Source organism: Corynebacterium epidermidicanis (assembly GCF_001021025.1).
Taxonomy (GTDB): domain Bacteria; phylum Actinomycetota; class Actinomycetes; order Mycobacteriales; family Mycobacteriaceae; genus Corynebacterium; species Corynebacterium epidermidicanis.
This window is the reverse complement of record NZ_CP011541.1, coordinates 1,184,185-1,195,944: the sequence shown is the minus strand read 5'-3', so window position 1 is coordinate 1,195,944 and position 11,760 is coordinate 1,184,185. Positions and strand designations below refer to the sequence as shown.

12 protein-coding genes are annotated in these 11,760 nt (G+C 58.8%); 3 read left to right on the top strand and 9 right to left on the bottom strand.

Annotated elements, in window-relative coordinates:
* Positions 1 to 22: 22 nt before the first annotated feature.
* The 7 genes from CEPID_RS05605 to infC form a co-directional block, all read right to left on the bottom strand.
* On the bottom strand, positions 23 to 1,183 hold the full coding sequence (locus CEPID_RS05605) for a pyridoxal phosphate-dependent aminotransferase (RefSeq protein WP_047240118.1): 1,161 nt from the start codon (positions 1,181 to 1,183) through the stop codon (positions 23 to 25).
* Positions 1,180 to 1,989, bottom strand: a complete 810-nt coding sequence (locus CEPID_RS05600) for a TrmH family RNA methyltransferase (RefSeq protein WP_047240117.1) — start codon at positions 1,987 to 1,989, stop codon at positions 1,180 to 1,182. The genes CEPID_RS05605 and CEPID_RS05600 overlap by 4 nt, the downstream gene beginning before the upstream one ends.
* Before the next feature lie 65 nt (positions 1,990 to 2,054).
* The gene (locus CEPID_RS05595; protein ID WP_052843396.1) at positions 2,055 to 2,255 is read right to left on the bottom strand and encodes a hypothetical protein; all 201 of its coding nucleotides are present in this window, start codon (positions 2,253 to 2,255) and stop codon (positions 2,055 to 2,057) included.
* A 4-nt stretch (positions 2,256 to 2,259) separates the two neighbouring features.
* Entirely contained in the window at positions 2,260 to 2,757 is a 498-nt protein-coding gene (locus tag CEPID_RS12455; protein ID WP_052843394.1) for a hypothetical protein, read from the bottom strand.
* Between the two features lie 562 nt (positions 2,758 to 3,319).
* Positions 3,320 to 3,703: a 50S ribosomal protein L20 gene (rplT, locus tag CEPID_RS05585; protein ID WP_047240116.1), complete on the bottom strand. Its 384-nt coding sequence runs from the start codon at positions 3,701 to 3,703 to the stop codon at positions 3,320 to 3,322.
* Between the two features lie 56 nt (positions 3,704 to 3,759).
* Complete coding sequence (gene rpmI / locus CEPID_RS05580) at positions 3,760 to 3,954, bottom strand: 50S ribosomal protein L35 (protein WP_047240115.1); 195 nt, start codon at positions 3,952 to 3,954, stop codon at positions 3,760 to 3,762.
* Between the two features lie 23 nt (positions 3,955 to 3,977).
* Positions 3,978 to 4,499, bottom strand: a complete 522-nt coding sequence (infC, locus tag CEPID_RS05575) for a translation initiation factor IF-3 (protein ID WP_083984396.1) — start codon at positions 4,497 to 4,499, stop codon at positions 3,978 to 3,980.
* A 328-nt stretch (positions 4,500 to 4,827) separates the two neighbouring features.
* Between infC and CEPID_RS05570 the strand changes: the two genes are divergently transcribed.
* On the top strand, positions 4,828 to 6,555 hold the full coding sequence (locus CEPID_RS05570) for a DUF2339 domain-containing protein (RefSeq protein ID WP_047240113.1): 1,728 nt from the start codon (positions 4,828 to 4,830) through the stop codon (positions 6,553 to 6,555).
* Here the strand turns inward: CEPID_RS05570 and uvrA are convergent.
* On the bottom strand, positions 6,552 to 9,407 hold the full coding sequence (gene uvrA, locus CEPID_RS05565; RefSeq protein WP_047240112.1) for an excinuclease ABC subunit UvrA: 2,856 nt from the start codon (positions 9,405 to 9,407) through the stop codon (positions 6,552 to 6,554). The genes CEPID_RS05570 and uvrA overlap by 4 nt on opposite strands.
* 59 nt (positions 9,408 to 9,466) lie before the next feature.
* Between uvrA and CEPID_RS05560 the strand changes: the two genes are divergently transcribed.
* The gene (locus CEPID_RS05560) at positions 9,467 to 10,063 is read left to right on the top strand and encodes an MBL fold metallo-hydrolase (protein ID WP_047240111.1); all 597 of its coding nucleotides are present in this window, start codon (positions 9,467 to 9,469) and stop codon (positions 10,061 to 10,063) included.
* Between the two features lie 4 nt (positions 10,064 to 10,067).
* On the opposite strand, the gene CEPID_RS05555 is transcribed toward CEPID_RS05560, so the two are convergent.
* Positions 10,068 to 10,745: a type 1 glutamine amidotransferase domain-containing protein gene (locus CEPID_RS05555; RefSeq protein WP_047240110.1), complete on the bottom strand. Its 678-nt coding sequence runs from the start codon at positions 10,743 to 10,745 to the stop codon at positions 10,068 to 10,070.
* A gap of 202 nt (positions 10,746 to 10,947) precedes the next feature.
* Here CEPID_RS05555 and CEPID_RS05550 point away from each other — a divergent pair, with 202 nt between their 5' ends.
* Positions 10,948 to 11,751, top strand: a complete 804-nt coding sequence (locus tag CEPID_RS05550) for a DoxX family membrane protein (RefSeq protein WP_047240109.1) — start codon at positions 10,948 to 10,950, stop codon at positions 11,749 to 11,751.
* The last annotated feature ends 9 nt before the right edge of the window (positions 11,752 to 11,760 follow it).

Here is an 11,760-nt window from a genome sequence, read left to right as displayed (position 1 = left end):
AGTCAAAGTACTAACTCAGCTACTATACCGCGTGGTCTGCGCCCATCCCTGCAGATAGCCCCCGCAGCCGGTTTACCGCTTCCCGCAGCACCTCGTCCCTCTTACAGAACGCGAACCGCACCTTGGTTTGCCATTGCTCCGGGTGGTCGGTAAACACCTGGAGCGGAATTGCGGCCACGCCGATGTTTTTGGGCAAGTTCATGCAGAACTCCACGCCGTCGGCAAGCCCCAGCGGTGCGATATCCGCCACGATGTAATACGTTCCCGCGGTGTCATGGACGCGCATGCCGGCAGCGCGTAGGCCGTCGGAAAGCAATGCGCGTTTGCGGTCGAGCCCGGCAACCATGTCCCTCAGCCACTCTTGTTCGTTGCGCAGGGCGTGCGCTACCGCGGGTTGGAAGGGCGTCGCGCCCACGAATGTCATAAACTGCTTGGCCTTGACGACGCCGTCCAGCAGGTCCTGCGGACCAATCGCCCAGCCGGTCTTCCACCCCGTGCAGTTGAAACTCTTCGCAGCCGAGGACACAGTGATGGTCCGCTCCCACATGCCGGGTAGTTCGGCGAGGCGGGTGTGCGTCGCACCTGGGAAAATCAGGTTTTCGTAGACTTCGTCGGATAGGACGAGCAGGTTTCGCGCCACGCAGAGTTCAGCGAGTGCACGAAGGGCGTCGTGGCTAAAGACGGCACCGGTGGGGTTATGCGGCGAATTCAGGATGATCATGGCCGTGCGCTCGTTCACCGCGGCTGAGATGGCAGCCACGTCTACATCCCAGGTCTCTCCCACTTCCTTCAGCGGTACCGCCACCCGGCTGGCGCCCGCTAGCGCGATTGCGGCAGCGTAGGCATCATAGTACGGTTCCAAAACGATGACCTCTTGGCCCGGTTCCACCAAGCCCAGCACGGTGGCCGTAATCCCCTCGGTCGCACCGACGGTAATCAAGACGTTGTCGACATCCACGCCCCGGCTTTCCGCCACCGCAGAACGCAGCTCGCCGACGCCCATTCCCGGCGCATATTGATTGTTGTGCCCTGTAATCTGCTCGGTCGCGATCTCCAACATCCGGTCCGGCCCGTCGGTATCAGGGAAGCCCTGCCCCAAATTGATGGCGTTGTGCTTGACAGCTTCGGCTGACATGGTGGCAAAGATCGTCTCGCCAAAGGGCTGCAGTCTTTTCACGGTCATCGGTTTTGCTCCTTGGCAGATTCGTACATGCAGATGGAAGCCGCGGTGGCTAGATTCAATGATTCGGCCCGGCCTCGGATCGGGATACGGACTCGAACATCGGCCTTGGCGAGGAGCTCCGGACTCAAGCCATGCGCCTCGTTGCCAAACAGCCAGGCGGTTGGTTGTTTCAACAGCTCGCCTGCGTCATCGAGACTGGTTTCCCCTTCGGCAGACGTCGCGATGATCTGCAAGTTGCGAGCCTTCAGGGTGTCAAAAATCGCTTGGAAATTGCTCTCCCGCATGACCGGGATATGGAAGAGCGATCCAGCAGAGGCTCGAACTGCCTTCGGGCTCTGTGGATCCACCGTTTCCCCGGCGAAAAGCACAGCATCGGCCCCTACTGCGTCCGCAACTCGGATGAGGGTGCCGGCATTGCCAGGTTCGGCGGTTTCTACCGGGACCATGACGAGGTTGGGCTTGCCCCGCATGACGTCTTTCATCGGCCACAGCACCGGCTTGCACACTGCGAACAGGCCAGTTGTCGTCACAGTGTCCGACAGGGATTTGGCCGCTCTGTCTGTGATTGGATGCACGTAGACATTCATGTGACCCGCAGCTGTAATGAGGTGCTCAAATTTCCGGGCTGCGCTCTCTGTGACAAAAACATCCTGAGCCGCTCCGGTGGCGATGGCAGCTTCAACCGCGTTCTCCCCCTCCGCCAGGAACAAGTTGGCTTTCTTGCGACCTGCTGAGCGCAGGAGCTTCGCCGCATTGACCACTCGTGGGGTTCGTTCGGTAAATACCTGCTCAAAGTCCACAATCATGGCGTTAAGCCTAGCAGTAAGGGCACCTGCCTCACTGGCAAGTGCCCTACGGATTTCTGCGTTAGCTACTGGACCTTAAAAGTTGGCTTCGCATAGCTAATCTTGCCGTCGATGTCAACGACCTTCACCGTTGCGGTGTAGCTGTCCCCGGATTTCGCATCCATGTCTGCGCTCACCGTGAGTTTGCCGTTTGAGGCGACTGTCACATACCACCCTTCCGGGATGCCGTGCTGTTCCACGGCGAAAATGGTGTCCTCGCCAACCATGCCTTCAGGGGGCCACGGTGACCGAGTTGCCTGGCTCCACCATGGCATCCTGGTAAGTGACCTTCGGGCCGTCCGGGTCGGCTGGTGGCAATGCCGAATCGGCCGTGCCGTCCTCAGATGCTGTAACGGTTGGCTGGTGCCAGGTGACGCGACCGTCGATGTCCACGATTTTGATCTTGAGCGTGACTGCGTCGCCCTTCTTGGCATTAGGCGCGGGAGAAACAACCACTGCGCCATTGTCCTCGTTGATCGTCACATGCCAACCTTCCGGAATTCCCGACTGGGAGACATCCGCAATGTCTGTGAAATCCAACGGAGTGTTCGGCACCAGGGTGACGGAGTGTCCAGGAGCAACAGTCTGATTAGTGTAAAGATTACTTGCTTCTGCCGCGGCTTGCGTCGGTGCCTCAGCAGCACCTACAGCAGGGGCTGCACCCACCGCCAGCGTGCCGACGACCGCTGCAGACAATAGTGCCCTTGAAAAAATGCCCTTGTGTGGCATTGTCAACATCCTTTCGGTTGTTTTCGGATCGGGACGTCCGCCACCGTAATGCATATTGTTTTCATTTAGCTAGACATACCCTCAAACGTGGGTGGTGCTGGGTCAGTCGGGGCGTTTCAAGAAGCCAACCGCGGCTGACGCCCTTCCGGGGTGCTAGGTAGAGCCCATACCCAGGATGGCCAAAAGTCGTCGAAAAGCGAGCGGCTGAGCAGGCGTGCAGCCGCAAAGAGGGTTAAGTAAAGAAAAGCGTGACTCTGATGCGTGATTTCCGCAGCGTTGTGGGCCTGAAGCCAGTATTTACTGGTGTCTGGGAGCCGTAGCCTGCTCGATGTCGTCCCTTCGGTGTAGTCGGACTACCGCTGTGGGATTTTATTCATTAAAAAACGCTGCGCTACGTAGTCGGACTACGCCGAACCGACGACATAGCACTTGTGCAGCAAACCCGCACGGCCGGCGACACACCGACCGGACACACTTTTCTTTGCTTAACCCCGCAAAGAGCAGGCGAAGCACCAAAAAACCCGCCACCACAAGGGTGACGGGTTAATCGAATCCTAAAGAACTAGGCAGCCTTTGGAGCGTTGACGTCCTCTGGCAGTGCAGCCTTAGCGGCGTCGCAGATTGCGGAGAATGCTGCGAAGTCGTTGACAGCCAGCTCAGCGAGGATCTTGCGGTCGACGTCGATGTCGGCGAGACGCAGGCCCTGGATGAGGCGGTTGTAGGTGATGTCGTTCATGCGAGCAGCCGCGTTGATACGGGTGATCCACAGACGACGGAACTCGGACTTGCGCTTACGACGGTCGCGGTAAGCGTAGGTCATGGAGTGCAGCCACTGTTCCTTAGCCTTGCGGTAAAGGCGGGAACGCTGGCCACGGTAGCCCTTGGCGGACTTCAGAATTTCGCGACGCTTCTTCTTGGCGTTGACTGAACGCTTAACACGTGCCACGGTGATACTTCCTTAACTGGTCTTTAAAGCTTATGGGTTGATATTCGAGGCAGGAATTAAGCCATGCCAAGCAGACGCTTGATGCGCTTGGTGTCATCACCGGACACGTCAGCGGTGCCCTTCAGACGACGGGTACGGGTGGAAGGCTTGCCTTCGAGCAAGTGGCGACGGTTCGCCTTCTCGCGACGCAGCTTGCCGGAACCAGTGACCTTCACGCGCTTAGCAGTGCCCTTGTGGGTCTTGTTCTTCATTTTTCGTCCTTAGAAAAGTTAGGTTACTTCTTGCCCTTGCGAACAGGACCGATGACCATCGTCATGTTGCGTCCGTCTTGCTTCGCCTTCGTTTCGACAGTGCCGTATTCGGCAACGTCAGCTGCGAGACGCTCCAAGAGTCGGAATCCAAGCTCCGGTCGCGATTGCTCGCGACCACGGAACATGATGGTCACTTTGACCTTGGATCCCTTTTCCAGGAATCGGATCACATTACTTTTCTTCGTCTCATAGTCGTGATCGTCGATCTTGGGACGAAGCTTCTGCTCCTTGACCACAGTCTGCTGCTGGTTCTTCCGAGCTTCACGGGCCTTTTGGTCCTGCTCGTACTTGAACTTGCCGAAGTCCATGATCTTAACAACTGGTGGCTTCGCGTTAGGCGCAACCTCAACCAAGTCGAGGTCGGCGTCATATGCCAACTTGCGAGCGTCCTCAATGCGGACGACGCCCACCTGTTCACCGTTTGGACCTACAAGACGTACCTCGGGGACCCGGATACGTTCATTGATTCGAGCTTCAGCGCTGATGTGTACTCCTCAATTCGCAGTAAATAATGTGAGTACCGCGGACCGAAAGTAAATTTCCCCCAACAATTGCCTGAAACTCCACGACAAAAACCCGCTTTACCAGCACTGGTTAAAGCGGGAGATCCGTTAAAGCTAAGCTCTTGACCGTTATCCTGCCTCAGAAAACTTTCTAAAGCGGCATCTGGTGGGAGGGACCTCCACTTGCAGCCGTTGCACGAGCAAGTATTCGCACAATTGGCGGTAGCCCGTAGATAGTAACACGCAACCATATCAGCCACCAAATCTCTTACCCTGTGCAACGGTTAAAAGGGCGATACACTGCCTAGACATGAACTCGAACATCGATCAGCGCGCGCAACTGCAACGCATTGCACAACGGCTAAATACCGCTGAAGCGGCTCTAACGGATGTCCGACACATGCTCGCAGAACTCTACGAGCATACAACAGCGCCCACCTCCACCCCAGTGCAGTCCGCACCGGAGCCACCCAAGCCCACACCTGTGGCTGCGCCTCCCAAGCCAGTCGATGTCACTCCGTGGTGGCGGAAAGAAGCAAACGTCATCAAGCTCGTTGCCGTCGGTGGTGTGCTCATCACTCTGGCTGGCGTTGGACTGCTTGTGGCCCTGGCCATTCAGAACGGCCTGCTTGGCCCGCTTGGTCGGGTCATCGGCGCCTGGGCACTCGCCGGGGTTTTCCTCATCGGGGCGATTCTGGTTCACCGTAAAGGCTGGTCTGTCCCGGGGCGCAATGCGCTAGCTATCACCTCACTGCTCACCGCCCAGACCACCATATGCGCAACAACCCTCGTCCTCGAATGGTGGCCGGGTCTCGTCGGTTCCCTGGCATGCTTGGCCTGCACCGCCACCTTTGCCGGGCTCGCCCGCTGGTGGCGCGATGAAATTCTCACCATCCTCGGCTTAGTGGGCGCCACCATCCCGACGCTCATGCTTGTCCGTGATGGCAATGACTACTTCGTGCCGTTATTCGCGCCATTTATGCTCATGTTCGTAGCATCCTTGCAGCTCGGGTGGTCTCGAGCACGCATAATCTCTTCTGTTGGAACACTAGCTACTTTCACCTTGAATTCATTGACAGTCAACGATGTCAACCGTTCTCTCGTCAATGACTCACCAATCATGGCCGGCGCCTTAGCCCTGTTCTTCGCCCTCGGGGTTCTCGCGGACCGCATTCCAACGCGCGCCACAGCCGAAAGACTCGCTGCCATCGCCACCCCGGTGTTACTTCTGGCCATCGGGGTCGCGCTAAGAAGCAAGCCGTACGCCTCGTTGCTCGCCCTGCTGGTCATCCTCTCCTGTGGCGTCGCGTTCCACTTCATGCTTGGTCGCCGTACCCCGGTAACTGCTTTCTTGCAGCGTCCGGGTGCCGTAACAATGGCCTCCGCCTTCCCCGTCTTCTACCTGGCCCACTGGTGGTACTCTCCTCCAGCCGGAGACCTCGCTCTCTTTAGCCGGCCGCTCTACGTGGTTCTGTTCTTCCTCATCGCCAGTGCGGCAGCCTGGGGTTTGAAGTTAGGGAATCAACCATGGTTCTGGTGGGCCGGCTCATCCCTCGTTATCAGCTGGGAGCTGGGGCGCGCAGTGCTGGCCAAGTCGCCCGTCTGGCTCACCGGAGCCTCCGCGGCCATCCAAGCACTCGCCATCATCGCGCTGATTAGCGTCGTGCTGCTGAAGGCGAAAAAACTCAACGTCCTCAGCGGTTGCATCTTGCTCTATTTTTCCAGCCTGGTAGTGGTCACGCTCACCACCTTCCTCTTCCACCTCGTCGGCGGGCAAAATGGCATGTGGCTGGGCTATCTCGTGGGGCACGCGATGGTGTCGATCGGCTGGATGCTGTTGGCAGCCTACCTGCTGATTTTCGACCTCTCCCGCCCAATCAACGTCGGCTTGATCCTGGCGATCGCAGCCTCAGTCAAGCTGATCTTCTTCGACCTCGGCGCCCTTGAAGGCGTCCCGAGGGTCATTGCCTTCCTTATCTCCGGCATCGCACTGCTTGTCATCGCGACGCTGCGGAGCAAGCGAATGGCGCAGCGTTAGGCGTCGAGAAGCTCGCGGAGGAAAGAGCCCGTGTGCGAGCCCGCTACAGCAGCGACTTCCTCCGGAGTTCCCTCGGCGACTACCAGGCCACCGCCGGAACCGCCCTCGGGGCCCATGTCGATGACCCAGTCGGCGGCCTTGATCACGTCCAGGTTGTGTTCGATGATCACCACGGAATTGCCCTTATCGACGAGCCCTTGGATCACCAGCATGAGCTTGCGAATATCTTCGAAATGCAGGCCCGTGGTTGGTTCGTCAAGGATGTACACCGTGCGGCCTTTCGAACGCTTCTGCAGTTCGGACGCCAGCTTGACGCGCTGCGCCTCGCCGCCGGATAGCGTGGTCGCGGACTGGCCGAGCCGTACGTAGCCGAGGCCGACCTCCACCAGCGTGTTGAGGTAGCGGTGAATCGAACTGATCGGCTCGAAGAACTCCGCGGCCTCGGAAATCGGCATGTCCAACACCTCGGCGATGTTCTTGCCCTTGTAGGTGACTTCCAAAGTCTCCCGGTTGTAGCGAGCACCGTTGCACACTTCGCACGGCACGTACACATCCGGCAGGAAGTTCATCTCGATCTTCAGGGTGCCGTCGCCACGACAGGCTTCGCAGCGGCCGCCCTTCGTATTGAAGGAGAAGCGCCCCGCCTTGTAGCCACGAACCTTGGCCTCGGTCGTTTCGGCAAACAAGTTACGAATCTTGTCAAAAACGCCCGTATAGGTAGCCGGATTCGACCGTGGGGTACGGCCGATCGGGCTTTGGTCAACCTGCACCAATTTGTCCAGGTGTTCCAAACCTTCCACGCGCTTCACATGCCCCGGCACCTGGCGGGCGCCGTTGAGCTCATTGGCCAACACCCGAGCCAAGATGCGGTTGATGAGCGTCGACTTGCCACTGCCAGACACACCGGTGATGCAGGTGAGGACACCCAGCGGGATATCCACGCTGACGTTTTTCAAGTTGTTTTCCCGGGCCTCCACCACGCGCAGCACGCGCCCAGGGTCGATCTCCCGACGCTGCTCAGGCACACCCAGCGTGCGTCGCCCAGACAGGTACGCCCCGGTCAGCGACTCCTCGCAGTCCAACACCCCGGCAGGTTCGCCCTGATACACGACTTCGCCACCGTATTCGCCGGCCCGCGGGCCAATATCAACCAACCAGTCCGCAGCCTTGATGGTGTCCTCATCGTGCTCCACGACGATCAACGTATTGCCAATGTCCCGCAGCCGCTCCAAGGTAGCGATCAACCGCTGGTTATCACGCTGATGCAGGCCAATCGACGGCTCGTCCAGCACATACAGCACACCCGCCAAACCCGAACCGATTTGCGTGGCCAAGCGAATACGCTGCGCCTCCCCGCCCGAAAGCGTGCCGGCAGAGCGGGACAGGGTCAAGTATTCCAAGCCCACATCCAGCAGAAACTGCAAACGCGCATTAATCTCTTTCAGCACTGCGCCCGCGATCATCGAGTCACGTTTGCTCAACCGCAAGGTCGACAGAAATTCGCGGGCATCACCAATCGAAAGCTCACAAAGCCCCGCAATCGACTTCTCCCCATGCGCTTCGGAAGCGATCCGCACCGCCAAGATCTCCGGCTTCAGGCGCGCGCCCTGGCAGGCCGGACACGGCACATCCCGCATGTAGGACAAATAGCGATCCTTGGACCAGGAGCTTTCCGTCTCATCGGCCTTGCGATGCAGGAATGGAATAACCCCTTCATACGGCGCCGACCAATTCCGCACCCGGCCATAGCGGTTCTTGTAGCGCACCGAGACGACGTCTTTTGAGCCGTGCAGTACCTTCTTCTGCTGCGCCTTCGTCAACTCCGAATACGGAGTATCGGGGCTAACCCCCAAACTTTCCGCGAAACCAGTCAGCAGCTTCTCAAAATAGGAACTGTTCGGGCTCGAATTCCACGGCTGAATCGCCTTGATCAACGGAGCATCCGGGTCCGGAATGATTAGACCCGTATCCACCTCCATCTTCGTGCCCAAACCATCACACGTCGGGCAAGCGCCATAAGGCGAGTTGAAAGAAAACGCGCGAGGCTCCAGCTCATCCACCGTAAGCACATGGCCGTTCGGGCAGGCCATCTTCTCCGAGAATCGGCGCACCCGGTTCGGATCCGATTCCTCCAGGGAGACGAATTCCAGGGCCACCACGCCGTCGGCAAGCTTAAGCGCGGTCTCCACCGAATCAGTCAGACGCTGGCGTTGCGACGCCTTAACCTGCAGGCGGTCCACCACGACGTCAATATCATGCTTGATCTGCTTTTCTAGTGTTGGCGGTTCGCTAAGCGTATAAACCTCGCCATCAACCCGCACGCGGGAGAAGCCCTGCGCTGAAAGATCAGCGAACAGATCAACAAACTCGCCCTTACGGGTGCGTACCACCGGGGCCAAGACCTGGAATTTCAGCCCCTCCTCCATCGCCAAAACCTGATCGACGATCTGCTGCGGGGTCTGTCGTTCAATCGGCGCGTCGCAGACCGGGCAATGGGCCGTACCGGCGCGCGCATAGAGCAAACGGAGGTAGTCATAGACCTCCGTAATCGTACCTACGGTCGAACGCGGGTTACGGTTCGTTGACTTCTGATCGATAGACACCGCAGGAGATAAGCCGTCGATGAAGTCCACGTCCGGCTTGTCCATTTGCCCCAAGAACATGCGCGCGTACGACGACAGGGACTCGACGTACCTGCGCTGCCCCTCAGCGAAAATAGTGTCAAAAGCCAGGGAAGACTTACCTGAACCCGACAAGCCGGTAAACACAACCAGCTTCTCGCGTGGAATGTCAATATCCACGCCCTTCAAATTGTGTTCCCGCGCTCCTCGAACAACCAGGCGATCAGCCACGTGCGCAACCCTTCCAACTGTCAACGAAATTACAACATCCTACAGTACCCTGGAAAACCATGAACCTAACTCTCGACCACATTTCCGTGTCCGACATGGACAACAACTGCTACCTGCTGATCGCCGGCCCCCACGCACTCCTCATCGACGCTGCAGATTCCCCCGACGACCTCCTTCGCCTGGCCGAGCAGCACAACACCACCATCACCCATGTGCTCACCACCCACCGGCATTCCGACCACGTACGAGCCCTGCCCGCCGTCCTCGAGGCAACCGGAGCCACCCACATCGCCTCATTCCTGGACGCCCCCGCACTCCCCGCCCCGGTCGACATCGCCCTCAACCACGGCGACACCTTCACCTTTGCTGGCCACGAATTCCACGCCATCATCCTCCGCGGACACACCCCGGGCGGGCTCGCCTTCGCCGCCACCATCGACGACCGCACGCACCTCTTCGTGGGCGACTCCCTCTTCCCCGGCGGTGTCGGCAAGACCGGAAACGAAAACGAATTCGCCCGCTTGCTTCGCGACGTCACCGAGCGCATCTTCGACGTTTTCCCCGATGACACGATCGTCCACCCCGGCCACGGCGCCCCCACCACCCTGGGCGCCGAGCGCCCGCACCTCGACGAGTGGCGCGAGCGCGGGTGGTGAACTCCTATTTCTGGAGTGCCTCCACCAACTGTTCTGCCAGCTGCGTTGCTGACTGCGGATTCTGCCCGGTAAACAAATTCCCGTCGACCACCACGTTTGGACGGAATGGCAACGCAGCCTTGCTGTAATCAACACCCAGCAACTTCAGGCGATCTTCCAGCAACCACTGAGCCTTCAATGCAAATGGGTTCACCTTTTCCTCAATGTTGGAAAAGCCCGTCATCTGCTTGCCCGTGAACGCATTCGTGCCATCGGGCCGCTCAGCTGCCAAAGCCGCAGCCGGCGCATGGCACAGCAGCGCCACCGGGCGACCCTCATCTAGACGCTTCAGCAGCAGCGCACCCGAGTTGGTGTCCGTGGCGAGATCTTCCATTGGGCCGTGTCCGCCTGGGTAGAACACGAGGTCATACTCTGCTTCCTCCACTTCAGCCAATACCAATGGCTTGCTCAGTTCACCCGCGATGGAATCCAGGTACCCTTCGACTTCCTTGTCACCCAAACTCAATTTATCCACGGTGGGCGCCACCCCACCTGGCGTCGCAATAGCAATATCGAAGCCGGCCTCCCGGAAAACCCGGTGGGGTTCCGTCAATTCTTCTGCCCAAAACCCGGTGGGGTGCACTGAGCCGTCGGAAAGCGTCCACCCGTTGGCAGCCGAAACAACGAAAAAACCTTTCGTCATGATCTTCTCCTTCAATCGAGTGAAAAAGTGATAGCAGCCATGCTAACTATCCCCCCTTGACCGATTTGTTACATTCACGTATCAGTGCAGGTAGGGGCAATGAAGGTCTGGGGTCGTTTGGTGAATCAGCCGTCGGCGGGCAGAAAAGTCGCTACGCTGGATAGCACAAGATTGTGAACGAAATTTAGTAAGGAGTACCACCATGCTGAGGAAACTAGCTCGACCAATGCTCGCGTCCGTATTCGTCGCTTCCGGCGCGGACATGATCAAGAACACCGCCGAGCACCGCGAGGGCACCCAAGAACTGCTCAACAAGGTACGCGCAATCGTGCCAACCGAGTACCACAGCTACATCCCGACCGACCCAGACACCGTCACCCGGGCGCTCGGTGGCAGCCAGGCAGCTTCCGCAGCTCTCCTCGCGTTGGGCAAGGCACCTCGCTTGACTTCCGCCACCCTGGCAGCACTGACCGTGCCAACCATGCTCTCTCGCTACGCTTTCTGGGAGACGCAGGATCCAAAGGAGAAGCAGGAACGTCGCAACGGCCTGCTCACCAATACCGCTCTTCTGGGTGGCCTCATGATCGCCACCGCTGATACCCAGGGCAAGCCAGGGCTGGCATGGCGCGCGCAGCACGCCGGCAAACAGATCCAAAAGCAGCTACCCACCAAGACCGAGCAGGAAAAATTCGCCGACAACGCCAAGGGATTCATCGACGACGCTTCCGCCAAGGTCACCGAGTACGTCGAAGCAGCCACGAGCTACATTGACGACAACAAGGATGACTGGCTCGACCGCGCCAAGGAACACTCAAAGACCGCGAAGTCCGGCCTCGTCCAGGCAGCCGCTGTTGCTCAGGATCGCGCGAACGAGTACCAAAAGCAAGCCGCGAAGGCTTCCGGCAAGTACCAGAAGAAGGCCGAAAAGACCGCAGCTAAGTACCAGAAAAAGGCCGAGAAGACCACGGCAAAGGCACAGAAGAAGTTCGCCAAGCTCGACATCTAGCAGCTTGAC

Excerpts from the sequence above, each read along its gene's own strand:
- CEPID_RS05605 (WP_047240118.1), bottom strand. The coding sequence starts at position 1,183 with ATGACCGTGAAAAGACTGCAGCCCTTTGGCGAGACGATCTTTGCCACC.
- CEPID_RS05600 (WP_047240117.1), bottom strand. The coding sequence starts at position 1,989 with ATGATTGTGGACTTTGAGCAGGTATTTACCGAACGAACCCCACGAGTG.
- CEPID_RS05595 (WP_052843396.1), bottom strand. The coding sequence starts at position 2,255 with ATGGTTGGCGAGGACACCATTTTCGCCGTGGAACAGCACGGCATCCCG.
- CEPID_RS12455 (WP_052843394.1), bottom strand. The coding sequence starts at position 2,757 with ATGCCACACAAGGGCATTTTTTCAAGGGCACTATTGTCTGCAGCGGTC.
- rpmI (WP_047240115.1), bottom strand. The coding sequence starts at position 3,954 with ATGAAGAACAAGACCCACAAGGGCACTGCTAAGCGCGTGAAGGTCACT.
- CEPID_RS05570 (WP_047240113.1), top strand. The coding sequence starts at position 4,828 with ATGAACTCGAACATCGATCAGCGCGCGCAACTGCAACGCATTGCACAA.
- CEPID_RS05560 (WP_047240111.1), top strand. The coding sequence starts at position 9,467 with ATGAACCTAACTCTCGACCACATTTCCGTGTCCGACATGGACAACAAC.
- CEPID_RS05555 (WP_047240110.1), bottom strand. The coding sequence starts at position 10,745 with ATGACGAAAGGTTTTTTCGTTGTTTCGGCTGCCAACGGGTGGACGCTT.
- CEPID_RS05550 (WP_047240109.1), top strand. The coding sequence starts at position 10,948 with ATGCTGAGGAAACTAGCTCGACCAATGCTCGCGTCCGTATTCGTCGCT.